This window comes from Pseudomonas sp. BP01, assembly GCF_022760795.1.
Classification (GTDB): domain Bacteria; phylum Pseudomonadota; class Gammaproteobacteria; order Pseudomonadales; family Pseudomonadaceae; genus Aquipseudomonas; species Aquipseudomonas putida_Q.
In genome coordinates this window covers 150,754-176,557 of record NZ_JAFBKA010000010.1, presented here as the reverse complement: position 1 = coordinate 176,557, position 25,804 = coordinate 150,754, and the positions used below count along the sequence as shown (strand labels likewise).

Below are 25,804 nucleotides of genomic sequence, written 5' to 3'. Positions count from 1 at the left end.
GTGATCTCCGCCACACCAAACAACTCAAGGCAAGCCCAGCGAGCCCGTCAGCGCGGCTCCATGTGGGCAATCATCAACTGCACGCTTTCGTTGCCACGAAACTCGTTCACATCCAGCTTGTACGCCAGTTCGACCCAGCGCACCGTCGGGTTCGGCCACACTTCGCGGTCGACGCCGAAGGCAATACCCTCTAGGCGCACCGCACCACACTCGCTCTTGAGCACCACCTTCAGGTGCCGCTCGCCCACCACGCGCTGCTCCACCAGCTGGAACACACCGTGGAACAGCGGCTCGGGGAAATGCTGGCCCCAGGGCCCGGCGTGGCGCAGGGCCTTGGCCAGGTCGAGGTGGAATTCCTCCACGGCCAGGCTGCCATCGGACAACAGCCGGCCTGTCAGGTCTTCCTCACGCAGCTGGCGCCGCACTTCTTCGTCGAACGCCTGGGCAAAGGCCGGGAAATTATCCTCGGGCAACGATAACCCCGCCGCCATGGCGTGGCCGCCGAACTTGCTGATCAGCTGCGGGTGACGCGCCGCCACGGCATCCAGTGCATCGCGGATGTGGAAGCCTGGTACCGAGCGCGCCGAACCTTTGAGCATGCCCTCGCCGGCATCCGCGAAGGCGATGGTTGGCCGGTGATAACGCTCTTTAAGGCGCGAAGCCAGAATACCGATCACACCCTGGTGCCAGTCGGCATCGAACAGGCACAGTCCATACGGCATCGACTCGACCGGCAGGTCCTTGAGCTGGGCCAGGGCCTCGCGCTGCATGCCCTGCTCGATAGACTTGCGGTCCTGGTTCAGGTCGTCCAGCTGCTGGGCCATGTCCTGGGCCAGCGCCGCGTCTTCGCACAACAGGCATTCGATGCCCAGGCTCATGTCGTCCAGGCGGCCAGCGGCGTTCAGCCGTGGGCCGAGGATGAAACCGAGGTCAGTCGAGGTGATGCGCCGGTAATCGCGGCGGGCCACTTCGAGAATTGCCTTCAGCCCTGGCCGGGCGCGACCGGCGCGGATGCGCTCAAGGCCCTGGTGCACCAGAATGCGGTTGTTGGCGTCCAGCGGCACCACGTCGGCGACGCTGCCCAACGCGACCAGGTCGAGCAGTTCGCCGATGTTGGGCTGTGGTTGCGTCTCGTAGCGCCCCAGGCTGCGCAGGCGCGCGCGCAGGGCCATCAGCACATAGAAGATCACCCCTACCCCGGCCAGCGCCTTGCTCGGGAACGTACAGCCCGGCTGGTTGGGGTTGATGATGGCGTCGGCCTCGGGCAGTTGCTGGCCCGGCAGGTGGTGGTCAGTGACCAGCACCTTGAGCCCGGCGGCCTTGGCTGCCGCCACACCCTCGACGCTGGAAATGCCGTTGTCCACGGTAATCAGCAGTTGCGGTTGACGCTGCAGCGCCACCTCGACGATTTCAGGGGTCAGGCCATAGCCGTATTCAAAGCGGTTGGGCACCAGGTAATCGACATGGGCCGCACCCAGCAGGCGCAAGCCCAGCACCCCGACGGTGCTGGCGGTGGCGCCATCGGCATCGAAGTCGCCAACGATAAGAATGCGCTGGCGCTGGTCCAGCGCCTCGACCAGCAGGTCGACACCGGCCTCGATGCCCTTGAGTTGCTGGTAGGGCAGCAGGCGCGCCAGGCTTTTGTCCAGTTCGGCCTCGGACTGCACACCGCGCGCGGCGTACAGGCGGGTCAGCAAGGGTGGCAAGTTACCCAGAAATGGCAGGGTCGGCGGCAGGGGGCGAGGTTCGATGCGCATGGGTCGCTTCAGCCACGCTCACCGAGCAGCCACTGCAGTTGCACTTCGTGCTGGCCCCGGTCATCCGTCACGAACACCGTGCCTTCGCTGATCATCACGTCCCACTTGATGCTGCGCGGCATGTCGGTGGCCAGCGTCTCCAGCACCTCCTGAGGCACGGCAGCGATGTTCAGGTTTTTCAGGTTTTTCACGGCCCCTACCACCTTGCCTTCCCACACACGCAGGCTGCCATAGGCCAGCAGGCTGGTACGTTCGGTACGGCGCGAGCACCAGGTCAGGCGGTCGGCGTCTGGCTGGCCCACTTCGATCCAGTGCAACACCCGATCGTCCAGGCTCTTTTCCCACAGTGCCGGCTCATCGACATCCGACAGACCGCGGCCAAACGACAAGTTCTCGTTGTACCAGAGCGCATACGCCAACAGACGAACCGCCATACGCTCTTCGGTTTCCGAAGGATGGCGAGCAATGGTCTGCTTGACGCTTTCGTAGACATTGCGATCGAGGTCGGTCAGATTCAATTCGAACTTGTAGGTGGTGGACGGCTGGGCCATGGTCGACGGGCTTCGTGCAAAAGAAAAGTGGCACAGTCTAACCCATCCGCTCCCTCCATGCGCCGCAGCAGTACCCGGCGAAACCGACGTGTGATAAAACCACGGCTCTGCCCAGCTGCCACGGATGCCCCATGTCGACGCCCAGCAAACCCCTCGCCGGCCTCAAAGTTGTCGAACTCGGCACCCTGATTGCCGGGCCGTTCGCCTCGCGCATCTGCGCCGAATTCGGCGCCGAGGTGATCAAGGTCGAATCCCCCGATGGCGGCGACCCGTTGCGCAAGTGGCGCAAGCTGTACGAGGGCACTTCGCTGTGGTGGTTCGTGCAGGCGCGCAATAAGCAATCGCTCACCCTCAACCTCAAGCACTCCGAAGGCCTCGAGATTCTGAAGCGCCTGCTGGCCGACGCCGACATCCTGATCGAGAACTTCCGCCCGGGCGTGCTGGAAAAACTCGGCCTGGGCTGGGATGTGCTGCATGCGCTGAACCCGCGCCTGGTGATGGTGCGCCTCTCGGGCTTTGGCCAGACCGGGCCGATGAAAGACCAACCGGGCTTCGGCGCGGTGGGCGAGTCGATGGGCGGTTTGCGCTACATCACCGGCTTCGACGACCGCCCGCCGGTACGCACGGGCATTTCCATCGGTGACTCGATTGCCGCCCTGTGGGGGGTGATCGGCGCGCTGATGGCGCTGCGCCACCGTGAGGTCAATGGCGGCCAGGGCCAGGTGGTGGATGTGGCGCTGTACGAGGCGATCTTCGCCATGATGGAAAGCATGGTCCCGGAGTTCGATGTGTTCGGTTTTATCCGCGAGCGCACCGGCAACATCATGCCAGGTATCACGCCCTCCTCGATCCACACCAGCGCCGACGGCAAGCACGTGCAGATCGGCGCCAACGGCGATGCCATCTTCAAGCGTTTCATGCAGGCCATTGGCCGTGCCGACCTGGCAGACGACCCGACCCTGGCCAGCAACGATGGCCGCGACCTGCGCCGTGACGAGCTGTACGGGGTGATCGACCGCTGGGCCAACAGCCTGCCTCTTGAGCAACTGATGCAGGTACTGACCACCGCCGAAGTACCGGCCAGCCGTATCTATTCGGCCGAGGACATGTTCAATGACCCGCAGTACCTGGCGCGGGAAATGTTCTTGCTGGCCAAGCTGCCGGACGGTAAGCCGTTCCGCATGCCGGGCATCGTGCCCAAGCTGTCGGATACGCCTGGCTCCACCGAATGGGTCGGCCCGGCGCTGGGCGAACACACCGACGCACTGCTCACCGGGCTGGGCTACGACGCGGCGGCCATTGCCGGCCTGCGCGAAGCCGGCGCGGTCTGACGCCTGACGCCGCCCTCGCCCATGCGCACTGCCCGCTGGATACGCCACCTGATCCTGTTGTGCGGGCTACTGCCTGCATTGCTGCTGCAGCCTGTCAGTGCCAAGGAACGCATCTTCTGGCTGGTGCGTGACCTGCCGCCATTCACCATTTTTGCAGGCCCGGAACAAGGCCAAGGGGTGATCGACCAGCTGTTGCCGCTGCTGATCGGGCAGATGCCCGAATACGACCACAGCATCGTGCGGGTCAACCGCGCCCGCGGCATCCAGATGCTGCAAGACCGCAACAGCTTCACCTGCGACCCGACCCTGTTATGGACCCCGGAACGTGCCGAATATGTGCGTTTTTCCAGGTCATCACTGGGCGTGCTCAGCGGTGGCCTGGTGCTGCGCAAGGAAAACCAGGCGCTGGTGGCACCGTACCTCGACGGCCAGCAGGTAGACCTGCATGGCCTGCTGAGCAACGACTCGCTGAAGCTGGGGATTGTTGCAGAACGCAGCTACGGCACCCAGATCGACGCCATCCTGCGCCAGTTGCCCGACAGCGTGCTCAGCCGCCACTACGGCAACGATGCCACCGCCAACCTGCTACAGATGCAACAGCTGGGGCGCCTGCGCATGGTGCTCGGCTACTGGCCTGAAGTGCGCTATCTGATTCAGCAGCAAGGGGGGGCACTGGCGGATTACCAGTTTCATCCGGTGCAGGGGGTAGAGCGCTACCAGTTTCTGCATGTGGGTTGTTCGGACAGCCCTCTGGGGCGCGAGGCGATCGCGCATATTGATCAGCTGTTACCTGCAGTGCGCCGGGATGTGTTGCCAGCGTTGTATGCGCGCTGGCTGGACCCGGCGTTGCAGGAAGACTATCTGGAAGACAGCAAGCGCTTTTTCCAAGACCAATAGCTGGTCGATCGGCAAGGCCGCTCCTACAGGGAAATGTGCTTAGTCAGAAAAAAGAAACCCCGGACGCTGGGGAGGACGCCCGGGGCCAAGCGAAAGCCGATTGAGGCTTCCCGAGGCAGCCTTGCCAGCGCCGGAGCAAAGCTCTGGCTGGCTACCCTCACACTGTCTGATAAACCACTCAGGCAAAGGTTCCCCTTGGTTGCTGACGCTGCTTCAACGCCGCGATCACACAAGGCTGCAAACGCCCTTCGGCGATCTGCAAGTCACGGTGCAGGCCATCTACCAAATCAATCAACAGGCGTTGTTCCTGCAACTGACGCTCGCTAACCGTGCGCCGCAGGGTAATGCCGGCAACGGGGTCGTGAACGGTCAATTGGCGATTACCGCTGGCATCAGCGATGCCGAGCTGGGCCTGATAGGGAGTCAGGGCGTCGTTGAGCAGTTTGCAGATTCTTTCCATCCAGTTCACTCGCTGCGTGGTGGGATATAAAGGAACTGACCAACAGGCGCAGCGCAAAGTTCGTTATCCGCGGCTGTTGCAGTGAGCATGCGGGGCAGACGTGACAGTTTTAGTATGCCGCCACGGGCGCACGTGCAGCGCTTGCAAGGCACGCTGCAGGCGCGTGGACGAAAGCGGCCAGGGGAGTTCGGCGAGTACCCAAAGGCCCCGCTTTCTTGCCTCCTGGGCAAGGTTCTGGTGCTTGGGGGTAGCCTGGCCGACGAACAGCAACGCACGTGATCGATGCTGCCGAGCGAGCAAAGAAAGGCCAGCCCGGGTTGGCATGGCATGGTCGAGAATCAGCAGGTCGGGGCAACGTTCAGCGGTCAGGCAGGCGTCCAGGTCGGATGCGTTCGCGCTGACGCGCACGTTGAACATGCCTTGGGCATTGAGGGCCTGGTGCAGGAGGATCTGGTGGGACGGGCGAGCCTGATGGATCAACACGTAGGGCTGGTGCATATGCCGCTCCTGGTGGGAGGACCGGCTAATTTAGGCTTGGCGCTGGACGGGCCGAATAGGAAATTTCTGAAGGATCAAAGGAAAAGGCTTACATGTGGGGCCGCTTTGCGGCCCCACATGGCAACGCGCTTACAACGGTTTGCCGCGGTTGCCGTGCTGGCTGACAAAGCCCTGCACTGCTTTCAGGTCATTGGCCAGCACCGTGCAACGCTCTTCACGGCTGAACAGGTCACTGAGGTGCGCCGGCAGCTCCAGCGCCTTGCCTACACCCGCCTTTTCCACCGCTTCCGGGAACTTGACCGGGTGCGCGGTACCCAGCACCACCATCGGCGTGTCCAGGCTACGGCGGCACTCGCGTGCAGCCTTGACGCCAATCGCGGTGTGCGGGTCGAGCACTTCACCGGTGGCAGCGAAGACTTCGGCAATGGTCTCGCAGGTCTGCTCGTCGCTGACGGCCAGCGAGTCGAACAGTTTGCGGGCTTCGGTCCAGCGGCCTTGCTCGACGCTGAAGCCGCCACCTTGCTTGAAGTTGGCCATCAGCTCGGCAATGGCGGCGCCGTTGCGTCCATGCAGGTCGAACAGCAGGCGCTCGAAGTTGGACGAGACCATGATGTCCATCGACGGCGACAGGGTGGCGTGCAGGGTGTCCTTGACGTACTGGTTGCCGCTCATGAAGCGGTGCAGGATGTCGTTGCGGTTGGTGGCGACGACCAGCTGGCTGATCGGCAGGCCCATGTTGCGCGCCAGGTAGCCGGCGAAGATGTCACCGAAGTTGCCGGTTGGCACCGAGAACGCCACCGAGCGCGCTGGGCCGCCCAGCTGCAGGGCTGCGTGGAAGTAGTAGACGATCTGGGCCATGATGCGCGCCCAGTTGATCGAGTTGACTGCCACCAGGCGGGTGCCCTTGAGGAACGACTGGTCGGCGAAGCTGGCCTTGACCATTTCCTGGCAGTCATCGAAGTTGCCTTCGATGGCGATGTTGTGGATGTTGTCGCCGAAGATGGTGGTCATCTGCCGGCGTTGCACTTCCGACACGCGCTGGTGCGGGTGCAGGATGAAGATGTCGACGTTGTCGCAACGGCGGCAGCCTTCGATGGCGGCGGAACCGGTGTCACCGCTGGTGGCACCGATGATCACCACGCGCTCGTTGCGCTTGGCCAGTACATGGTCGAGCAGGCGGCCGAGCAGTTGCAGGGCGAAGTCCTTGAACGCCAGGGTCGGGCCGTGGAACAGCTCCAGCACCCACTCGTTGCTGTTCAGCTGGCGCAGCGGGGCGACCGCAGCGTGGGCAAACTCACCGTAGGTTTCTTCGAGGATCTTCTTGAAGTCGGCGTCGGCGATGCTGCCTTCAACGAACGGGCGCATCACGCGGAAGGCCAGCTCGTGGTATGGCAGGCCAGCCCAGGAAGCGATTTCTTCCTGGGTGAAGCGTGGCAGGTTCTCGGGCACGTACAGGCCGCCGTCACTGGCCAGGCCAGCCAGCAGCACGTCTTCGAAATTCAAGGCCGGTGCCTGGCCGCGGGTACTGATATAGCGCATGGGTGCAAACCTTCGATGCTGGGGCCGGGGCCGCACTGGCGGCCCGACGGCAATAATTTTGTCAGTTGAGCTGTTCGACGCGGATACGCACGACCTTGCCGATCACGTCCTGCAGGGCTTCCAGGGCGACGATGGCGTCGTTGATGCTCTGTTCGACCACACCATGGGTCAGGAGGATCATTGGCACCAGGCCGTCCTGCTCTTCGGCTTCCTTCTGCATGATCGACTCGATATTGATGCCACGCTCCGACAGGATGCTGGCCACCTGGGCCAGTACGCCCGGGTGATCCTTGGCCTGGATGCGCAGGTAATAGGCGCTTTCGCAGGCTTCGATCGGCAGGATCGGGTGGGCCGACAGCGAGTCTGGCTGGAAGGCCAGGTGCGGTACGCGGTTTTCCGGGTCGGACGTCATGGCACGGACCACGTCGACCAAGTCGCCGACCACCGACGAAGCAGTAGGCTCCATGCCGGCGCCAGCACCGTAGTACAGGGTGGAACCGGCAGCGTCACCGTTGACCATCACGGCGTTCATCACACCGTTGACGTTGGCGATCAGGCGGTCGGCCGGGATCAGCGTCGGGTGCACGCGCAGCTCGATGCCTTCGGCGGTGCGACGCGCCACGCCCAGGTGCTTGATGCGGTAGCCCAGGGCCTCGGCATAGTTCACGTCAGCAGTGGTCAGCTGGGTGATGCCTTCGGTGTAGGCCTTGTCGAACTGCAGCGGAATGCCGAAAGCGATGGACGCCAGGATGGTCAGCTTGTGCGCGGCGTCGATGCCTTCGACGTCGAAGGTCGGGTCGGCTTCGGCGTAACCCAGCGCCTGGGCTTCGGCCAGCACGTCCGGGAAGGCACGGCCCTTCTCACGCATTTCGGTGAGGATGAAGTTGCCAGTGCCGTTGATGATGCCTGCCAGCCAGTTGATGCGGTTGGCCGAGAGGCCTTCGCGGATGGCCTTGATCACCGGGATGCCACCGGCCACGGCCGCTTCGAAGGCGACGATCACACCCTTCTCGCGGGCCTTGGCAAAGATTTCGTTACCATGCACGGCAATCAGCGCCTTGTTGGCAGTGACCACATGCTTGCCGTTTTCAATCGCCTTGAGCACCAGGTCGCGGGCGATGGTGTAGCCACCGATCAGCTCGACGACGATATCGATCTCCGGGTTGCTCGCAACTTCGAACACGTCAGCGGTAATGGGGGTACCGGTAATCTGGCAGTTCGGGTTCTGCGAGCGCATGGCGATCTGTGCCACTTCAATACCGCGCCCGGCACGGCGGGCAATCTCCTCGGCGTTGCGCTGAAGTACATTGAAGGTTCCGCCACCGACGGTCCCCAACCCACAGATGCCTACTTTGACCGGTTTCACTGTGAACTCCCCATTGAACGGCCGACACTTTCGCCGACCGTGAAACATGCCGTCACCCCATGACGACGGCGTACTGAATTGGATTACTTGGCAAGTGCCAGCTTGGCGACCTGCGGTGCCGGCTGGTAGCCCGGAATGACCTGGCCGCTTTCGAGGACGATAGCCGGGGTACCATTGACGCCGATCGACTGGCCCAGCTGGAACTGCTTGCCGACCGGGTTGGCGCACTTGGCAGCCTTGATCTCTTCACCTTCGACCATCTTGTCCATCGCCCCGCGGCGGTCGCTGGAGCACCAGACCGCCTGCAGCTGCTGGTCACCCGGCGAGCCGAGCCCCTGGCGCGGGAAGGCGACATAGCGCACTTCGATACCGCGACGGTTCAGCTCGGGCACTTCGGCGTGCAGCTTGTGGCAATACGGGCAGGTGGTGTCGGTGAACACGGTGATGTGCGACTTGGTCTCGCCCTTGGCAGGATAAACCACCATCTCGGCGGCTGGAATGCCGTTGATGAGTTTGGCGACACCTTGGCGTTCGGTCTTCTCGGTGAGGTTGACCGGCTTGCCGTCCTGGATCTGGAACAGGTAGCCCTGCATCACGAACTGGCCGTCGGCACTGGCGTACAACACGCGGCCGCCCTGCAGCTTGACTTCGTACAGGCCGTTTAGCGGGCTGCTGGCCACGCTTTCTACCGGTACTTCCAGCTCGAGGTTTTGCAACGATTTACGGATGGCCTGCTCGGCCCCGGCATTGCCATCGGTTGCCGCAGCAACGGCAAAGGTACTGGCCAGCGCCAACGCGGCGGCGGCGAAAAACTGGGTCACGCGCATGGGAACTCCTGAAGGCGGACAGGGGCCGGAGGGCGCCACCTGCGGAAAATACGCGGTGGCCGTGCGGCCCTTGGTGCAAACCGCCCAAGCCTACCACATCACACCACCGGTGAAGGGGCTTGCGAGGACCAGTCGGCGGAACATGAAAAACATTCATCCACGCGGGTGGTGCTGCGCGTGCAACTGCTGCAAGCGGGCTTTGGCAACGTGGGTATAGATCTGGGTAGTCGACAGGTCGCTGTGGCCGAGCAGCATCTGCACCACGCGCAGGTCAGCACCATGGTTGAGCAAGTGGGTGGCGAACGCATGGCGCAACGTGTGCGGCGACAGCGGTTTGTCGATACCTGCCACCCGGGCATGGTGCTTGATGCGGTGCCAGAAGGTCTGGCGGGTCATCTGTTCGCCGCGCTGGCTGGGGAACAGCACGTCGCTGGGGCGGCCATTGAGCAACTCGGCGCGGCCATCGCGCTGGTAGCGCTCCAGCCACACGACCGCTTCTTCGCCCATGGGCACCAGGCGCTCCTTGCTGCCCTTGCCCATCACCCGCAGCACACCTTGGCGCAGGTTGACCTGGTCGAGGGTCAGGCTGACCAGTTCGGTGACACGCAGGCCGCAGGCATACAGCACTTCGAGCATGGCCCGGTCACGCTGGCCGATGGCTTCGCCCAGGTCCGGGGCCTGCAACAGGGCTTCCACGTCGGCTTCGGACAACGACTTGGGCAGCGGCTTGCCCAATTGCGGCATGTCGACCTGCAGGGTCGGGTCGATCGCTACCAGCTTTTCCCGCAGCAGGTAGCGGAAGAAACCGCGCAGGCCAGACAGGAAGCGCGCGGTGGAGCGCGGCTTGTAACCCTGGTCGAGGCGCCAGGCCAGGTGGTCGAGGATCAGGTCACGGCCGGCATCGGGCAGGGAAACCGAATGCTCCTGCAGCCAGCCATTAAACAGTGCCAGATCGCTGCGATAGGACACGCGGGTGTTGTCGGACAGGCCTTTTTCAAGCCACAGGGCGTCGAGAAACTGGTCGATCAGGGGGTGGTCTAGGGCGGGCATTCGGGGCTGCTGGGTGTTGGACGTTGGCTTAGTGTTTCACAGCAGCTGACAGGTTGTCGTGATCAATCGGAGCGTGATCGGCTGGCACCGCCCCCACAGAGACCGCGTCAGCCCCTGAAGAGGCTCAGGCCTGGGGCAAAACGGGCACCGGGCGCTTGTCCTCGTCGATGGCGACAAAGCTGAACACCCCGTGGATCGCCCGCTCACGGCCGTCCAGGTACATGTTCTCGACAAACACGTCCACCTGCACCTGCAGGCTGGTATTGCCGACCTTGATCACCGAGCCCACCAACTCGACGATCGAGCCCGCCGGGATCGGGTGCTTGAAGTCGATGCGGTCAGTGGACACGGTCACCAGCGGCAGGCGACAGAAGCGCGTGGCGGCAATGAACGACACTTCGTCCATCCAGGCCAGGGCGGTGCCGCCGAACAGGGTGTTGTGGTGGTTGGTGGTGTTGGGGAACACCGCCTTGGTCACGCGGGTCACCGACAACTCGGTGCGGCGCTGGATTTCCTGGTCTCGGGTAGTCATGGCAATCACATTTTCGGGGGTTCAAAACGCAAAAAAGCAGCCCGAAGGCTGCTTTTTTCTCGCTAGGCGGCCTTGGCCACCGGGCAAACTGTACTCAGGACAGTTTTTCCTTGATGCGAGCGGCTTTGCCGGACAGGTCGCGCAGGTAGTACAGCTTGGCTTTACGCACGTCACCACGACGTTTCACGGCCAGGCTGTCGATTTGCGGGCTGTAGGTCTGGAAGGTACGCTCTACGCCAACGCCGCTGGAGATCTTGCGCACGGTGAAGGCGCTGTTCAGACCGCGGTTACGCTTGGCGATAACAACGCCTTCGAACGCCTGCAGACGGGAACGCTCACCTTCCTTCACTTTAACCTGGACAACAACGGTGTCGCCTGGTGCGAAGGTCGGGATTTCCTTGCTCATCTGCTCGGCTTCGAGCTGCTGGATGATCTTGTTGGTCATGCTGTGCTCCTAAGATGGATACGCGATCCACCATCGATACGTTTAACTATCGTCCCGCTCGCGGAGGTATTCCTCGAGCAGCTTCTTCTCTTCTCCAGAAAGCGAGCGACTTTCCAGAAGATCGGCGCGTCGTTCGAAGGTCCTACCAAGGGACTGCTTCATCCTCCAACGCCGGATATGTGCATGGTTGCCACTTAGCAACACGTCGGGAACACGCTGATCCGCATACACCTCAGGTCGGGTGTAGTGCGGGCAATCCAGCAGACCGTCGGTGAAGGAATCTTCTTCCGCCGAGTCCACATGCCCTAAAGCTCCGGGCAGCAGCCGTGTAACCGCATCGATCAGTACCATGGCCGGCAGCTCGCCACCGGAAAGCACATAGTCGCCAATCGACCACTCCTCATCGACATGAGCCTCGATAAAGCGCTCGTCGATGCCTTCATAACGACCGGCGATCAGGATCAACGATTCCTGTTCGGCCAGGCCTTTGACCGCCTGCTGAGTCAGCTTGCGGCCTTGTGGCGAGAGGTAGATCACCTTCGCCGCAGCTCCAGTCGCTTGCCTGGCGCTAACCAGGGCGTCTTCCAGAGGCTTGATTTTCATCACCATGCCCGGACCACCGCCAAACGGCCGATCATCTACCGTGTGGTGACGATCTGTGGTGTAGTCCCGCGGGTTCCAGCAAGTCACCTGAAGCAACCCCTGTTTCACCGCGCGGCTGGTAATGCCGTACTCCGTGATGGCCGAGAACATCTCGGGGAACAACGTGATGACGTCTACGCGAAGGTTACCCATCGTTTAGAAGTCCGCGTCCCATTCAACCCGCATCACGCCTGCTTCCAGGTCGACGTCGAGCACGCATTGCGCCGTGTAGGGCAACAGACGCTCGCGATCATCCAGGCTGCCTGCGCAGGGCTTGACCACCATTACATCGTTCGCACCGGTCTCCAACAGGTGATCGACCTTGCCGAACAGCTGTTCGTCCTGGTTGATGACCTTCAGACCTACCAACTGGTACCAGTAGTACTCGTCGGCAGCCAGGTTGGGCAAAAGGCTCCGCGCAATGCAGATTTCGTAACCGCTCAGAAGACGGGCTTCATCACGATCATCGAGGCCTTTCAGTTTCACGACCAGGCCCTTTTGGGAGCCACGACCGCTGACCAGCTCGACCTGCTTTACCTTGCCTTCGTGCCGAAGCGTCCAGCCGGGATAATCCAACAGGTTTTCAATCGGATCGGTAAAGGAATACACCTTCACCTCGCCGCGAACGCCGTGAACCGAAAAAATCTTGCCAACGACGATGAGGTCGTCAGCCTTTTCTGGCGTCGCGTTCATACTGTTCAGGCAGCGGCCTTGGCAGCGTCCTTCAGCAGCTGAGCAACACGCTCAGACGGCTGTGCGCCCTGGCTCAGCCAGTAGGTGACGCGCTCTTGGTTGACCGACAGCTTGACTTCGGCGCCCGATGCGATCGGGTTGAAGAAGCCAACGCGCTCAACGAAACGGCCGTCACGGGCGTTACGCGAGTTGGTCACGGTCAGGTGGTAGAATGGGCGCTTTTTCGAGCCGCCACGGGCCAGACGAATGGTTACCATGTGAACATCGTTCCTATAGTCGGTGTTGCAGTTTGTACTGCAAATCTGAATGCCAAATAGGCACACGGGTGCCCAAAAGGCCGCATATTCTCGGGGAATACACGGACATTTGCAAATGACTTTTTCGGCAAGGCTTTGCCCCACCGTCCAGATTTGCCGGTTTAGCCGCTAAATCAACGGCAGTTGCCCCGCCGGGGCGGGGGTTCTGGAAGCCTGCCCAGTTAAAGACAGGCCCCCGGAATAGGGGTTACAGCTTCGGCATGCCGCCGCCTGGCAGCATCCCGCCCAGGCCACGCATCATCTTGGCCATGCCGCCTTTGGCGGAAAATTTCTTCATCATCTTCTGCATTTGCTTGTGCTGCTTGATCAGCCGGCCGATGTCCTGCACCTGAGTGCCGGAACCCAGGGCGATACGGCGCTTGCGCGAACCACTGATCAGGTCAGGGTCGCGGCGCTCGGCCGGGGTCATGGAGTTGATGATGGCTTCCATCTGCTTGAACTGCTTCTCGGCCGCGCCCTGGGCGTTGCCCATCTGCGACAGGTTGACCCCGCCGATGCTCGGCAGCTTGTCCATCAGGCCGCCCAGGCCGCCCATGTTCTTCATCTGTTGCAGCTGGTCGCGGAAGTCTTCGAGGTCGAAGCCCTTGCCCTTCTTCAGCTTCTTGGCCAGCTTGTCGGCCTTGGCCTTGTCGATGGTCTGCTCGGCCTGCTCGATCAGGCTAAGCACGTCGCCCATGCCGAGGATGCGCGAAGCGACGCGGTCGGGGTGGAACGGCTCGAGGGCCTCGGTCTTCTCACCCATACCGATGAACTTGATCGGCTTGCCGGTAATGGCACGCACCGACAGCGCAGCACCGCCACGGGCGTCACCGTCAACCTTGGTCAGCACCACGCCGGTCAGCGGCAGGGCCTCGCCAAACGCCTTGGCAGTATTGGCGGCGTCCTGGCCGGTCATGGCGTCGACCACGAACAGCGTCTCGATCGGCTTGACTGCTGCGTGCAGCGCCTTGATCTCGTCCATCATGTCGGCGTCGATGTGCAGACGGCCGGCGGTGTCGACGATGACCACATCGATGAACTTCAGCTTGGCTTCACGGATGGCCGCTTCGGCAATGGCCACCGGCTTCTGGCTGATGTCGGACGGGAAGAAGGTGACGCCGATGTCGTTGGCCAGTGTTTCCAGCTGCTTGATCGCCGCCGGACGGTAGACGTCGGCGGACACCACCATCACGCTCTTTTTCTTGCGCTCTTTAAGGAACCGCGCCAGCTTGCCGGCGGTGGTGGTCTTACCGGCGCCCTGCAGGCCGGCCATCAGCACCACGGCAGGTGGCGCAGCATTGAGCGCGAGGTCTTCGTTGGCCGCGCCCATCAGGCTTTCCAGCTCGGCCTGGACGATCTTCACGAACGCCTGGCCCGGGGTCAGGCTGCGCGACACTTCGGTGCCGACCGCACGTTCCTTGACGCTATTGACGAAATCCTTCACCACCGGCAGGGCAACGTCGGCCTCGAGCAGGGCCATGCGCACTTCGCGCAGCGTGTCCTTGATGTTGTCTTCGGTCAGCTTGGCCTTGCCGGTGACATGGCGCAGCGTCTGTGACAGGCGGTCGGTCAGGTTTTCGAACATTGTGATCCTTTCAGGCCCAGTAAAAGCCGAGGTTTGTCAGGCACCCTGGGGGAAATACACACCCGCCGGGCACAGCAAGGCGGCGATTATAGCGAAGTGCGGCGGCGGCGCACACCTTGGGAGACATTCGGTGGCTGCTGTGACCCCTTCGCGGGCACGCCCGCTCCCACAGGATCTCCACCCTATTGCGGACCTGCGCCGTGCCTGTGGGAGCGGGCGAGCCCGCGAATGCCCTGACACAAGCCTTCAGTCTTCCTTGATCAGCGGAATCTATGCCAAACTCCGTCTCTTTAAGGCTCGCCAACCAGGACTTATGGTCTCCTCTCCCAGCCTCATCCCCAACCTGATCGCTGCCGGCCTATATATAGCGGCGGCCATCTACCAGGGCACGCACCTGGCCCAGGGCCGCAAGTCCGACAAGCGCCTGCTCGTCCTGCTGGGTACCTTCGCGGTGCTCGCCCAGGCCGGTGCGCTGTACTTCCAGCTGATCACCCCGCTGGGCCTGAGCCTGGACTTCTTCAGCGCCGCCAGCCTGATCGCCGTGGCCGTCATCGGCCTGACCCTGCTGGCCTGTCTGCGCATACCGGTCGAAAACCTGCTGGTGCTGCTGTTCCCGCTGGGTGCGGTCACCGCGCTGCTGGCGCAGTTTGCACCGCCTGGCACCGTACCGCTGATCAACGAAGAGCCGGGCATCCTCGCGCATATCCTGCTGTCAATCCTGGCGTACGGGCTGTTCACCATCGCGGTGTTCCAGTCGCTGCTGTTGCTGCTGCAGGACCACCAGCTGAAGAACAAGCACCCGTCCGGGCTGATCCGCAATTTCCCGCCCCTGCAAACCATGGAAAGCCTGCTGTTCGGCTTTCTCTGGGCCGGCTGGTGCCTGCTGTCGCTGTCGCTGATCTCCGGCTGGCTGTTCCTCGACAACCTGTTCGCCCAGCACCTGGTACACAAGACCTTGCTGGCCTGTGTCGCCTGGGTGGTGTTCAGCGTACTGCTGTGGGGCCGCACCCGCCTGGGCTGGCGTGGCCACAAGGCCATCCGCTGGACGCTGGCCGGTTTCTGCCTGCTGATGCTGGCCTATTTCGGCAGCAAGCTGGTTCGCGAATTCATCCTGCATATCTGACGGCCGCTCATGGACACACTGCCGTACGCACCGCTACTCGGCACCCTGGCACTGGCGCTGCTGTGGTCGGCGCTGTTCACCACGGTGGATGCCGCCCGCCTGCTGCTTAATGGCTCGCTGCGCACCTTTGATGACGGCCAGCCCTTGCTCCCGGCCCAGGCCTTGGTGCTGTGCGCTAGCCTGGGCAAGCTGCTGGTGTTGGGCCTGGCCTGCCTGGTCGGCCAGCGCCATAGCGGCGAGCACGGCTTTTGGCTGGCAGGGCTGGCCGCCACCCTCACCCTGCTGGTGTTTGCCGAATACCTGCCGCGGCGCCTGGCCCGGCGCAACCCGCAGGCATGCGTCAACCTGGGTACCAGCCTGCTGAAAGTGCCCCTCGCCCTGCTGCAGCCAGTGGCCTGCCTGCTGGACGGTTTCGCCAAGCTGCTCCTGCGCCCGTTTCGCGTGCAACCCACGGCCGTGGCCCTGCACCCGCAGGAAGCCGACGACTTCGACGAAGACGAGGAGCACGAAACACCCCGCCATGGCCTGCTCGACGGCCTGCAATCGCTGGACAAGATCACCGTCAACGACATCCTGGTACCGCGCAACGAGGTGGACGGCATCAACCTCGACGAGCCGATCGAGCGCATCATCGAGCAGTTGATCGTCAGCCGCCACACCCGCCTGCCGGTCTACCACAACGACATCAACCAGGTCGAAGCCATCCTCAACACCAAGCTGATCAGCCACCTGCTGCCCAAGGGCGAGCTGACCCTGGAGGCACTGCACGGCGCCTGCTACGAACCCTATTTCGTGCCAGAAAGCACGCCCTTGCAAATGCAGCTCCTGAACTTCCACAAGCAACAGCGCCGGCTGGGTGTGGTGGTAGACGAGTACGGCGAGGTGCAGGGCATCGTCACCCTGGAAGACATCCTCGAAGAGATCGTTGGCGAGTTCGAGGACGAACAAAGCCTGGAAAACCCCCACGTACACCCGCAACCCGATGGCACCTTCGTCATCGACGGCAACGCCTCGCTGCGCGAAATCAACCGCACCCTGGGTTGGCACCTGCCCTGCGACGGCGGGCCGAAAACCCTCAACGGGCTGGTTACCGAAGCACTGGAAAGCATCCCGGAAAGCGCCGTTTGCCTGAAGATCGGCCGCTATCGGCTGGAAATCCTCGAAACAGAGGACAATTGTGCCAGCAAGGTACTGGTGTGGACCGTGACCCGATAGCTATACTCGGGTCACGCTTACCCAGCCCCGCCGCCACGCCTGCTACCCGCACCCGGCGTTCCACGGCCAGTCCGCTCCACTGACACGCCCTGCGGTCCTGCTTCAATACCCCGAACAGTGCCCGCGCCGCCCCTACCCCCCTTGGGCTATCGTCAGTCGTGCGCACACAACAACAAAACGCTCCGGCGCCCGCGCAACCGTGCCTGCCCTTTTGCTCAGCACACCGCGCGGGCCATGCCCATGGAGCCGGACCAGACTGTTAGGGACCTACTTAATGACAAGCAGCACCTACGCCGAAGCGCCTGCCGCGCCGGTCAACTCGCCCGCCCGGGTAGCCACTGCCAGCTTCATCGGCACCGCCATCGAGTTCTACGACTTTTACGTGTACGCCACTGCTGCTGCCTTGGTGATCGGCCCGGTATTCTTTCCATCCGGGTCGGGTACCGCGCAAATGCTGGCGGCCTTCCTCACCTTCGGCATCGCCTTCCTCGCCCGCCCGCTGGGTTCGGCGTTGTTCGGCCACTTTGGCGACCGTATCGGCCGCAAATCGACCCTGGTTGCCTCGCTGCTGCTGATGGGGGTCTCCACCACAGCCATCGGCGTATTGCCGGGCTATGACAGCATTGGCGTGTGGGCGCCGATCATCCTGTGCCTGCTGCGCTTTGGCCAAGGCCTGGGCCTGGGCGGTGAATGGGGTGGCGCGGCGTTGCTGGCCACCGAGAACGCCCCGGAAGGCAAGCGCGCCTGGTTCGGCATGTTCCCGCAGCTGGGGCCTTCGATCGGCTTTTTGGCCGCCAACGGCCTGTTCCTCACCCTGGCCCTGACGCTCAGCGACGAGCAGTTCCGTGAATGGGGCTGGCGTATTCCGTTCCTGCTCAGTGCCGCGCTGGTGCTGGTTGGCCTGTATGTGCGCCTGAAGCTCGAAGAAAGCCCGGTATTCGCCAAGGCTGTTGCCCGCCACGAGCGGGTGAAAATGCCAGTGTTCGAGCTGTTTTCCAACTACTGGGTGCCCACCCTGCTGGGCGCTGCGGCGATGGTGGTGTGCTACGCGCTGTTCTATATCTCCACGGTGTTCTCGCTGAGCTATGGCGTGACCACGCTGGGTTACAGCCGCGAGACGTTCCTTGGCCTGTTGTGCTTCGCGGTGGTGTTCATGGCCCTGGCCACGCCATTGTCGGCCTGGCTCAGCGACCGCTACGGGCGCAAGCCGGTGCTGATCATCGGCGGCCTGCTGGCGGTCGCTTCGGGCTTTACCATGGAACCGCTGCTGACGTCTGGGTCGACGACGGGGGTGGCGTTGTTCCTGGCCATCGAGCTGTTCCTGATGGGCGTGACCTTTGCGCCGATGGGGGCACTGCTGCCTGAACTGTTCCCTACCCACGTGCGTTACACCGGGGCTTCGGCGGCATATAACCTGGGCGGGATTGTCGGCGCCTCGGCGGCACCGTTCTTTGCCCAGAAGCTGGTCAGCATGGGCGGGTTGAGCTGGGTGGGGGGCTATGTGTCGGCTGCGGCGGTGATCAGCCTGATTGCGGTGCTGTGCCTTAAAGAGACCCGTAATACCGAGCTGTAAGCAATTGGGGCCGCGTTGCGGCCCCCTGCGGTTTCAGATCAGAACTCGACCTTGACCGCCTGCGAAGCGCGGGTCGCCTTAGCCCGCGCCAGCTCGACCGACTCGTCACGCGCCAGGCACACGCCCATGCGGCGGGTACCGTTGATTTCCGGCTTGCCGAACAGGCGAATGGCCGTATCCGGCTCGCTCAGCGCTGCGCCCAGGTTGGCGAAGCTGGTCTGCTGCGACTGCCCTTCTGGCAGGATCACCGCCGACGCCGACGGGCCAAACTGACGCACCACCGGAATCGGCAGGCCGAGAATGGCACGGGCATGCAGGGCGAACTGCGACAGGTCCTGGGAAATCAGGGTGACCAGGCCGGTGTCATGCGGGCGCGGCGACACTTCGCTGAACCACACCTGATCGCCCTTCACGAACAGTTCCACGCCAAACAGGCCGCGACCGCCCAAGGCATCGGTGACGGCCTTGGCCACGCGCTGCGACTCGGCCAGCGCTTTCGGGCTCATGGCCTGCGGCTGCCACGACTCCTGATAGTCGCCCTTCTCCTGGCGGTGGCCAACCGGCTCCAGGAAGGTGGTACCGCCGACGTGGCGCACGGTCAGCAAGGTGATTTCGTATTCAAAGTCGATGAAGCCCTCGACGATCACCCGGCCTTTGCCGGCGCGGCCGCCTTCCTGGGCGTAGTCCCACGACTTCTGCAGGTCGGCATCGCTGCGCAGCAGGCTCTGGCCTTTGCCCGACGAGCTCATCACCGGCTTGACCACGCACGGGTAACCCACATCGGCCACGGCCTTGGCGTAGTCTTCATAGGTGTCGGCGAAGTGGTACGGCGAGGTCGGCAGGTCCAGCTCTTCGGCGGCCAGACGGCGGATGCCTTCACGGTTCATGGTCAACTGCGTGGCCCGGGCGGTCGGCACCACGTTGAAACCTTCGTTTTCCAGCTCGACCAGGGTGGCGGTGGCGATGGCTTCGATTTCCGGGACGATATAGTGCGGCTTCTCGGCCTCGATCACCGCACGCAGGGCAACGCCATCGAGCATGTTGACCACGTGGCTGCGATGCGCCACCTGCATGGCCGGGGCATTGGCGTAGCGGTCGACGGCGATCACTTCGACGCCCAGGCGCTGCAGCTCGATCACCACTTCCTTGCCCAACTCGCCACAGCCGCACAGCAGTACACGGGTCGCGGTGGGCGACAAGGGGGTTCCGATACGGGTCATTTCAGGTCCTCGAAGGCGTCCGGGGCCGCGCCAGGCTTTGCGCCGCCCGCTGAAAAAGGACCGCTATTCTACACCATCAACCGGCGACGGCGGCCCGTCGGGCGCGAAATGCCATGGCCAGCCATACGGCAGTGACACCGGCGAACTTCGACGCCATGGCGGTGCCGATCACCGCCGGGGTCAGGGCGCCGATCATGCCGAAAAAGATGAAGGTATCCACCGGGATGCTCAGCGCCGAGCTGAGCCACAGGCGATCGCGCAGCGGCCGGCGGGTAATGCTGAACACCAGCCAGTCGATCAGCTCGGAAATGAAAAACGCGGTGGCGCTGGCCAGGGCGATGGCCGGCTCGGAGGTGACATAGGACAGCACCAGGGCCACCAACATGGCAACCAGGGCACCATGGCCGAAGCGGGTCTGCACCATGTCGCGCAGGATGAACACCAGGCCGCCCCAGGCGGACCAGATGATGTCCAGGTGCGGGGCGCTGGAGAAGGCGTAGTTGATCAGCACTACGCTGCTGATGTAGGCAATCAGATAGAACATGGCGGGTAGTCTGTGGGCAAGCCGTACAGATTACCGCTGGCGCCCTCGACAGGCAACGCCGTCCCTGTAGGAGCGGCCTTGTGTCGCGATGGGCTGCGCAGCGGCCCCAGGGTTTCTGATGCACACCGAAGATTGCAGGGGGCTGCTGCGCAGCCCATCGCGACACAAGGCCGCTCCTACAGGATGAGGCCGGCCTCTACTGCCCGTTCATGGCAAAGCTTGAGCACCGCCCGGCGCTCATCGTTGTCCATCCGCCCCCAGCGGCCAATCTCTGCCACGGTACGCTGGCAGCCGGTGCAGATATCCTGCTCGTCCAGCGCGCAAATGCTTACGCACGGCGAGGCCACCGGCCGCTCTACTACATTACTCATCATCAACCACCAGCTCCTGGGCATAACGCTGGGCATTGTGCACGTAATGCGCGGCACTGGCTTCAAGCATGCGCTTCTGCTGCTCGGTCAATTCACGAACTACCTTGCCGGGCGAGCCCATCACCAGCGAACCGTCGGGGATTTCCTTGCCCTCGGCGATCAGTGCATTGGCGCCGATGATGCAGTGCTTGCCAATGCGCGCGCCGTTGAGGATCACGGCATTGATACCGACCAGGCTGTAGTCGCCCACGGTGCAGCCATGCAGCATGGCGTTGTGACCAACGGTGACGCCCTTGCCCAGGGTCAGCGGCGAGCCCATGTCGGTGTGCATCACCGTGCCATCCTGCACGTTACTGCCTTCGCCGATATCGATCAGCTCGTTATCCCCGCGCAGCACCGCGCCAAACCACACGCTGGCATTGGCTTGCAGGCGCACGCTGCCGATCAGCGTGGCGTTGGGTGCGGCCCAACTGGTGGGGTGGCTTTCGACCCGCAGGTCGCCCAGGCGGTATTTCATGCATGCTCCTCAGGCTGGAACGCAGACGGCAGGGTAGGCCCCGCTCAGTTTTCGATGTAACGCTCTGGGGGCTGGTGCAGGCTGATGCCGGCATCAAACAGTACGTTGACCAGTTCGACGATCATGATCGCCGACAACCCCCAGATCTTGTATTCGCCATAGCGGTAGCTGGGCACGTACCAGCTGCGCCCCTGATAATCGATACGGTGGGTATGGTCGCGCGGGTCCTGGCGGAAGAATTCCAGTGGCACGGTGAATACTGCCGAGATTTCGGCATCGTTGGCGCGGTATTCGACGAAGTCGGGAATAAGCCCGACGAATGGCGTCACTTTAAGGCCATGCAGCGAAATAAGCGGGCTGAGCGGGCCTACCACTTCCACCAAGCCAGGCGGCAGGCCGATCTCTTCCTCGGCCTCGCGCAGGGCGGTAAACACCAGGTCCGGGTCTTCCGGGTCGCGTCGGCCACCGGGAAAGGCCACTTCGCCACCATGGGTAGACAAACCCTTGGCGCGCAGGGTCAGGACCAGCTCGGGCGCTTCGCTGCGGGTAATGGGCAAAAGGACCGCCGCTTCAGGGAACCGCCGGTCGGTTTCCAGTGATGCGGGTTGGTGGTTGCTCATTCGGCGAAGTAGCTCGTCCAGCATTGCGCACGCTCGTATCCAAGGCCTGCCTTGCATGATGCACCAAAGCCGCGAAGCACCCAAGCCCCTACGCTTGCGGCGGCCCTGCCTGCACGCCAAGATAGCCTTGAACAAAAGGAACCTCCCATGAAATTCTGCAGCGCGTGCGGCCAGCCGGTCACCCAGCGGATTCCCGAAGGCGATAGCCGCCTGCGGTATGTCTGCGAGTCTTGCCAGACCATCCATTACCAGAACCCCAACATCGTCGCCGGCGTGCTACCGACCTGGGGCAGCCAGGTGCTGCTATGCCGGCGTGCCATCGAGCCACGCCGTGGTTTCTGGACCCTGCCCGCCGGGTTCATGGAGAACGGTGAAACAATCGACCAGGCCGCCCGTCGCGAAACCGTCGAGGAAGCCTGCGCCCGGGTGGGGCCAACCAGCCTGTACCAGCTGTTCGACTTGCCGCACATCAACCAGGTGCATGTGTTCTTCCGCGCCGAATTGACGGACCTGGACTTCGCCGTCGGTGTCGAAAGCCTGGAGGTGCGGTTGTTCGAAGAACATGAGATTCCGTGGGGCGAGCTGGCTTTCCGCACCGTCACACGCACACTAGAATGCTACTATCGCGACCGCATCGGGCAGCACTACCCCATAGGCCATGAGTACCTGGCGCCGATGACCGTCTCGACCTCCACCTCTACTTAGAAGAAGCCTTCAGGGATACCGTTACATGCGCTGGTTGCTTGCCATTTTCTGCCTTTGCGTTACCTCGGTGTCCCAGGCGGCCTTCACCGAGACGATCATCCGCAAGCCCGTGCCGGCAGCGCAGACGCCGTCGCCTTCGCCTTCGCAGCAGGCCATGCAACCGCTGATCGACAAAGTGCTGGTGATCAAGTCCGAGCGTCGCCTACAGCTGATCAGCCGTGGCGAGCCGCTGAAAACCTACCGCATTTCCCTGGGCAAGCAGCCCAAGGGTGCCAAGCAACGCGAAGGCGATAAAAAAACCCCTGAAGGCCTGTACTGGCTGGACTGGCGCAAGCAAAGCGACCGCTTCAACCTGGCCATGCACATCAACTACCCGAACATAAGCGATGCCGCCCGCGCCACCCGCGAAGGGGTGAGTGCCGGCAGCATGATCATGATTCACGGCACGCCGATCAACGACGAGTACCCGGAGTGGTATTTCCACACCCTGGACTGGACCGACGGCTGTATTGCCATGCGCAACCGTGACATGCAGGAAGTCTGGGAACTGGTGCGCGATGGCACGCTGATCGAAATCCGGCCCTGAAGAGAAACACAGCTGCTCCTGCAAGGTGAGGCGGTAGCGGGAGTGATGGTGAAAGACAGTTGCTCGCACAGCTTACCAGCGCAGGTCGCGTTGCCCTGCCAACGCCTGCGCCCCCAGCCACTGCGCACCTCGTAACAAGGGCACCAACGCCGCTTCCGGTTGCAACTCTAACACCACCTGGGCCCGCCGCCCTGGCAGGTCAGCATCCACGAACAGCTCATGCTGCCCCTGCTGCGCCAGCTGCCCACGCAGGTGCCAGCCACTGCGGCAGTCCATTTCCAGCCACCCCTGCCCCAGGCCCAGCGACCACGGTTCGCTCAGCGCCAGGTCGCTCACCGTGAAACGGCCTTCGCTGCCCAGGCATTGCCGCCCTGCCCCCTGCATGCGGACTGCGCCCTGCCACAGCCCGGCCAAGCGGTAATCCGTGGCCACCGTCGCCTGGACGCCCATCGCCGTTGCCTCCAGCCGCCAGCGCCACGGCCAGCCTTCGGCGCGCAATTGCCAGGCCTGCCCCTGAAACCCCAACTGTGCAGTTGCCTGCAAGCGCCAAGGCTGCACCGACCAGCGCAGAGGCCCCACCGGCCCCAACTGTTGCGCCTGGCCCTGCCACAGGCTGCCACTGACATCCCGCACCGGCACACCTGCCCCGTGAGCCACCCAGGCGGCGGGTAACTCAACGAGCAAGGTCAGGCCGAAAACCAGCAGCACCCACGCCACACCTTTGCGGCTCATGGCTGCACCACCAGGTCGAAGCGCAACGCCTTGCCATCCTGTTCCAGCCCCCATTGCAGCGGCGTTGCGCCCTCTTCATGCAGGGACTGCAACCAGCCTTGCAGCACCCGCTCATCAGCCACCTGGCCACGCAGTTGCCAGGCCTTGCCTTGCACATCGACCTCGGCCAATACAACCTGCCGCGCCTCGGCCGACTGCTTCAGGCGCTCCAGGCTCAAGCCCGGGCCGCCATGCAGGCTTGCGGCTTGTTCTGCCAGCCCCCGCCACTGGCTGACCTCGCGCCATTGTGCCAAGCCCTCGCGCAGAGCCAGAACAGTCAGCAACAACGCAATCAGCAACCAGGCGAACTTCAACCGATGACGCTGCATCCAGTCCTGGTTCATGCGGCGGCTCCCAAGTCGAACACCACTTCGCCACCTTGTACCTGTACGGCAGCACCGGCAGCGTTGGCCATGTCTTGCCAGGGTGGCGTGGCGCCGTCGCCTTCTAGCCGCAGGTGCCAGCGCTGGCCATCGAAGCGCACCGCTTGCAGGCGCCAGCCGGGCTGATCACGCAGCCAGGCCTGCAAGGCTGCCTGCAAGTCTTCGAGCTGGCGGGTGCGTACTTGCTGTTGAAGCTCGCTTTCCCGCAGGCGTTTGAGCGCCTGCGCGGCGTGCCGTGGGCTGGCCTGCTCGCCCGTCACGGCAAACACCTGGGCGCGCCAGAGTTGTGCCTGACGCCACTGCTGACTCAACCACAGCCCGCTCCAGACTGCCGCCAGTATCAGGCAGGCGGCCAACAGGCGTTGCTGCGGGCGTGAAACGACGGGCAACGAAGGTGCCTTGCGAGCACGCTCGAACAGGCCGGGCATCGCGTCGAGCGGTGCCAGCGTGCCTGGCCAGTCACCACTCAGTGGCACGCTTTGCAGGTGTGCCCAGGGTTGCTGCGGCGCTTCCCCCAGTGCTTGCGGCCATGCCAGCCAATGCTCCTGCTCGCCCTCGGCCAGCCCTTTGTACAAGGACATGCCGGGTGTGCGCTGCCAATGCCAGGCACTGCCTGCCTCAGGCCTGGGCAGCAACTGCAACTCGGCCCAGCAACGTTCTACCTGCAAGCCCCATACGCCACACTGTCCGCGCCAGTCGTCCAGTTGCTGACGCGCCACCACCAGCAAGCGAAGGTGCCCGGGCTGACGGGCCAGGCAGGCGCAGGCCACCTCGTCGGGCGGTTGCAGCAAGCGGTCTTCGAGCAACAACGGCCACTCCTCACGCTTGAGCCCGGGTGGGGCAGGCACGTGGAAGACGCTGCAGGCCTCGGCAGGCAGAACAAGGGCTACCCGGGCTTGCACGTGCGCCGGTGGCTCACCCTGCCCCTGGCTTTGCACGATGCCGCCCTCGGCCAGCGCCCAGTGCCAGACAACACCTGGGCGCATCAACAACCACGGTTGAGCAGGTGCACGCTGTCGCCATTCAAATTTCATGAGCGCCCCCACGGGAGGGCGAAGGTGCAGACATAGGGTGCTCCATCACGCTGCAGTTCCAGGCGCACGCCACGGCCGGGGTGCGCCGGTTGGTCAGAAGGCCAGGCCAGCCAGCGGCCGCCCTGGTAATAAAGGATATTCATGGCCCCGACCCGGTCGAGTTGCTCACGCTGCACCCAGCGCGGCGCGGCGGCGGCGTACAGGTCGGCCGAGCTTTCCAGCAGCAAGCGCTGCTCACGGGCCTCGAAGCGCAAGCGCTGGCGTTGCAGGCGCGAGCCGCCTTCGGCTTCTGGCAGGCCGGTGGTGGCAACCCACTGCAACTGGTTGCTTGCCGGTTGCCAGTCCAGCCAGCGGCTGGCCAGGGGCAGGCGCTGGTCGTAAACGCGACGCAGCACCGGACTGTCGAAACGCCGCTCAAGGGCCAGGCAGAAGTCCAGCACCGAGGTTTCCTGGGTGGTCACTTGCAGGCGTTCGCGCACTTTCATCCAGCCATTGACCAACGCAGCGAGCATGATGCCGAGCAGGACAGTCAGGGCCAGGGCAACCATCAGTTCAATCAGGGTCAGGCCTGCCTGACGGTGCCTTACAGGCCGAACCCGGTACTGGCCGCTGTATGGGCAACCTGTGGGAGCGGGCGTGCCCGCGAACACCGGCATAGCCGGTGCCATACACT

30 protein-coding genes are annotated in these 25,804 nt (G+C 63.4%); 7 read left to right on the top strand and 23 right to left on the bottom strand.

Features of this window, described 5'->3' with window-relative positions; genetic code table 11:
• Positions 1-47: 47 nt before the first annotated feature.
• Both recJ and JOY50_RS11740 read right to left on the bottom strand, forming a co-directional pair.
• Positions 48-1,757, bottom strand: coding sequence for a single-stranded-DNA-specific exonuclease RecJ (gene recJ, locus JOY50_RS11745; protein WP_243055203.1), 1,710 nt, complete (start codon positions 1,755-1,757; stop codon positions 48-50).
• Between the two features lie 8 nt (positions 1,758-1,765).
• Positions 1,766-2,308, bottom strand: a complete 543-nt coding sequence (locus tag JOY50_RS11740; RefSeq protein ID WP_016485154.1) for a YaeQ family protein — start codon at positions 2,306-2,308, stop codon at positions 1,766-1,768.
• 131 nt (positions 2,309-2,439) lie between these two features.
• Between JOY50_RS11740 and JOY50_RS11735 the strand changes: the two genes are divergently transcribed.
• Both JOY50_RS11735 and JOY50_RS11730 read left to right on the top strand, forming a co-directional pair.
• Positions 2,440-3,639, top strand: a complete 1,200-nt coding sequence (locus JOY50_RS11735; RefSeq protein WP_243055202.1) for a CaiB/BaiF CoA-transferase family protein — start codon at positions 2,440-2,442, stop codon at positions 3,637-3,639.
• A 21-nt stretch (positions 3,640-3,660) separates the two neighbouring features.
• A complete protein-coding gene (locus JOY50_RS11730; protein ID WP_132843783.1) occupies positions 3,661-4,536 on the top strand; it encodes a TIGR02285 family protein in 876 nt (291 codons plus the stop codon).
• 178 nt (positions 4,537-4,714) lie between these two features.
• Here JOY50_RS11730 and JOY50_RS11725 read toward each other — a convergent pair whose 3' ends face one another.
• From JOY50_RS11725 to ffh, 12 genes are all read right to left on the bottom strand, one after another.
• Complete coding sequence (locus JOY50_RS11725; protein ID WP_132843785.1) at positions 4,715-4,996, bottom strand: DUF3509 domain-containing protein; 282 nt, start codon at positions 4,994-4,996, stop codon at positions 4,715-4,717.
• A gap of 63 nt (positions 4,997-5,059) precedes the next feature.
• Positions 5,060-5,494: a response regulator gene (locus tag JOY50_RS11720; protein WP_132843788.1), complete on the bottom strand. Its 435-nt coding sequence runs from the start codon at positions 5,492-5,494 to the stop codon at positions 5,060-5,062.
• A 129-nt stretch (positions 5,495-5,623) separates the two neighbouring features.
• A complete protein-coding gene (gene thrC / locus JOY50_RS11715; RefSeq protein ID WP_132843791.1) occupies positions 5,624-7,033 on the bottom strand; it encodes a threonine synthase in 1,410 nt (469 codons plus the stop codon).
• Positions 7,034-7,094: 61 nt separating this feature from the next.
• Entirely contained in the window at positions 7,095-8,399 is a 1,305-nt protein-coding gene (locus tag JOY50_RS11710) for a homoserine dehydrogenase (RefSeq protein WP_019473612.1), read from the bottom strand.
• 83 nt (positions 8,400-8,482) lie between these two features.
• Positions 8,483-9,226 (bottom strand): thioredoxin fold domain-containing protein, encoded by a 744-nt coding sequence (locus JOY50_RS11705; protein ID WP_019473611.1) that lies wholly within the window; start codon positions 9,224-9,226, stop codon positions 8,483-8,485.
• A 153-nt stretch (positions 9,227-9,379) separates the two neighbouring features.
• Positions 9,380-10,276, bottom strand: coding sequence for a site-specific tyrosine recombinase XerD (gene xerD, locus JOY50_RS11700; RefSeq protein ID WP_003252154.1), 897 nt, complete (start codon positions 10,274-10,276; stop codon positions 9,380-9,382).
• Between the two features lie 124 nt (positions 10,277-10,400).
• Positions 10,401-10,808: an acyl-CoA thioesterase gene (locus JOY50_RS11695; RefSeq protein ID WP_019470347.1), complete on the bottom strand. Its 408-nt coding sequence runs from the start codon at positions 10,806-10,808 to the stop codon at positions 10,401-10,403.
• Positions 10,809-10,902: 94 nt separating this feature from the next.
• Positions 10,903-11,253, bottom strand: a complete 351-nt coding sequence (gene rplS, locus JOY50_RS11690) for a 50S ribosomal protein L19 (protein WP_003252148.1) — start codon at positions 11,251-11,253, stop codon at positions 10,903-10,905.
• 42 nt (positions 11,254-11,295) lie between these two features.
• Entirely contained in the window at positions 11,296-12,048 is a 753-nt protein-coding gene (gene trmD, locus JOY50_RS11685) for a tRNA (guanosine(37)-N1)-methyltransferase TrmD (protein ID WP_003252146.1), read from the bottom strand.
• A gap of 3 nt (positions 12,049-12,051) precedes the next feature.
• Positions 12,052-12,588: a ribosome maturation factor RimM gene (gene rimM / locus JOY50_RS11680; protein WP_016485144.1), complete on the bottom strand. Its 537-nt coding sequence runs from the start codon at positions 12,586-12,588 to the stop codon at positions 12,052-12,054.
• A gap of 5 nt (positions 12,589-12,593) precedes the next feature.
• Complete coding sequence (rpsP, locus tag JOY50_RS11675; RefSeq protein ID WP_008094480.1) at positions 12,594-12,845, bottom strand: 30S ribosomal protein S16; 252 nt, start codon at positions 12,843-12,845, stop codon at positions 12,594-12,596.
• 247 nt (positions 12,846-13,092) lie between these two features.
• The gene (gene ffh / locus JOY50_RS11670; RefSeq protein ID WP_012270758.1) at positions 13,093-14,469 is read right to left on the bottom strand and encodes a signal recognition particle protein; all 1,377 of its coding nucleotides are present in this window, start codon (positions 14,467-14,469) and stop codon (positions 13,093-13,095) included.
• A 313-nt stretch (positions 14,470-14,782) separates the two neighbouring features.
• On the opposite strand from ffh, the gene JOY50_RS11665 reads away from it, so the two are divergent.
• The 3 genes from JOY50_RS11665 (at position 14,783) to JOY50_RS11655 (ending at position 18,380) form a co-directional block, all read left to right on the top strand.
• Positions 14,783-15,592, top strand: a complete 810-nt coding sequence (locus tag JOY50_RS11665; RefSeq protein ID WP_132843794.1) for an inner membrane protein YpjD — start codon at positions 14,783-14,785, stop codon at positions 15,590-15,592.
• Positions 15,593-15,601: 9 nt separating this feature from the next.
• Positions 15,602-16,807, top strand: a complete 1,206-nt coding sequence (locus tag JOY50_RS11660; RefSeq protein WP_243055201.1) for a transporter associated domain-containing protein — start codon at positions 15,602-15,604, stop codon at positions 16,805-16,807.
• 274 nt (positions 16,808-17,081) lie between these two features.
• Positions 17,082-18,380, top strand: a complete 1,299-nt coding sequence (locus JOY50_RS11655) for an MFS transporter (protein WP_132843799.1) — start codon at positions 17,082-17,084, stop codon at positions 18,378-18,380.
• 38 nt (positions 18,381-18,418) lie between these two features.
• On the opposite strand, the gene purT is transcribed toward JOY50_RS11655, so the two are convergent.
• The 5 genes from purT to JOY50_RS11630 all read right to left on the bottom strand — a co-directional run bounded on the left by purT (position 18,419) and on the right by JOY50_RS11630 (position 21,676).
• The gene (purT, locus tag JOY50_RS11650) at positions 18,419-19,600 is read right to left on the bottom strand and encodes a formate-dependent phosphoribosylglycinamide formyltransferase (RefSeq protein ID WP_016501237.1); all 1,182 of its coding nucleotides are present in this window, start codon (positions 19,598-19,600) and stop codon (positions 18,419-18,421) included.
• A gap of 76 nt (positions 19,601-19,676) precedes the next feature.
• On the bottom strand, positions 19,677-20,144 hold the full coding sequence (locus JOY50_RS11645; protein WP_010952556.1) for a VUT family protein: 468 nt from the start codon (positions 20,142-20,144) through the stop codon (positions 19,677-19,679).
• A 176-nt stretch (positions 20,145-20,320) separates the two neighbouring features.
• Complete coding sequence (locus tag JOY50_RS11640; protein WP_016501238.1) at positions 20,321-20,518, bottom strand: DUF1289 domain-containing protein; 198 nt, start codon at positions 20,516-20,518, stop codon at positions 20,321-20,323.
• Complete coding sequence (locus JOY50_RS11635) at positions 20,508-21,032, bottom strand: gamma carbonic anhydrase family protein (RefSeq protein ID WP_132843805.1); 525 nt, start codon at positions 21,030-21,032, stop codon at positions 20,508-20,510. Before JOY50_RS11635 ends, JOY50_RS11640 begins: the two co-directional genes overlap by 11 nt.
• A gap of 44 nt (positions 21,033-21,076) precedes the next feature.
• Positions 21,077-21,676, bottom strand: a complete 600-nt coding sequence (locus JOY50_RS11630) for a CoA pyrophosphatase (protein WP_243055200.1) — start codon at positions 21,674-21,676, stop codon at positions 21,077-21,079.
• 123 nt (positions 21,677-21,799) lie between these two features.
• Between JOY50_RS11630 and JOY50_RS11625 the strand changes: the two genes are divergently transcribed.
• Both JOY50_RS11625 and JOY50_RS11620 read left to right on the top strand, forming a co-directional pair.
• Positions 21,800-22,357 (top strand): NUDIX hydrolase, encoded by a 558-nt coding sequence (locus tag JOY50_RS11625; RefSeq protein ID WP_019470342.1) that lies wholly within the window; start codon positions 21,800-21,802, stop codon positions 22,355-22,357.
• Positions 22,358-22,382: 25 nt separating this feature from the next.
• On the top strand, positions 22,383-22,943 hold the full coding sequence (locus JOY50_RS11620) for a murein L,D-transpeptidase family protein (protein WP_243055199.1): 561 nt from the start codon (positions 22,383-22,385) through the stop codon (positions 22,941-22,943).
• Positions 22,944-23,015: 72 nt separating this feature from the next.
• On the opposite strand, the gene gspN is transcribed toward JOY50_RS11620, so the two are convergent.
• The 4 genes from gspN to JOY50_RS11600 are packed head-to-tail and all read right to left on the bottom strand — an operon-like array spanning position 23,016 to position 25,799.
• Positions 23,016-23,675: a type II secretion system protein N gene (gspN, locus tag JOY50_RS11615; RefSeq protein WP_132843810.1), complete on the bottom strand. Its 660-nt coding sequence runs from the start codon at positions 23,673-23,675 to the stop codon at positions 23,016-23,018.
• The gene (gene gspM / locus JOY50_RS11610; RefSeq protein ID WP_019470339.1) at positions 23,672-24,058 is read right to left on the bottom strand and encodes a type II secretion system protein GspM; all 387 of its coding nucleotides are present in this window, start codon (positions 24,056-24,058) and stop codon (positions 23,672-23,674) included. Before gspM ends, gspN begins: the two co-directional genes overlap by 4 nt.
• On the bottom strand, positions 24,055-25,131 hold the full coding sequence (gspL, locus tag JOY50_RS11605) for a type II secretion system protein GspL (protein ID WP_243055198.1): 1,077 nt from the start codon (positions 25,129-25,131) through the stop codon (positions 24,055-24,057). The genes gspM and gspL overlap by 4 nt, the downstream gene beginning before the upstream one ends.
• The gene (locus tag JOY50_RS11600; RefSeq protein WP_259374931.1) at positions 25,128-25,799 is read right to left on the bottom strand and encodes a prepilin-type N-terminal cleavage/methylation domain-containing protein; all 672 of its coding nucleotides are present in this window, start codon (positions 25,797-25,799) and stop codon (positions 25,128-25,130) included. The genes gspL and JOY50_RS11600 overlap by 4 nt, the downstream gene beginning before the upstream one ends.
• Positions 25,800-25,804 lie beyond the last annotated feature (5 nt).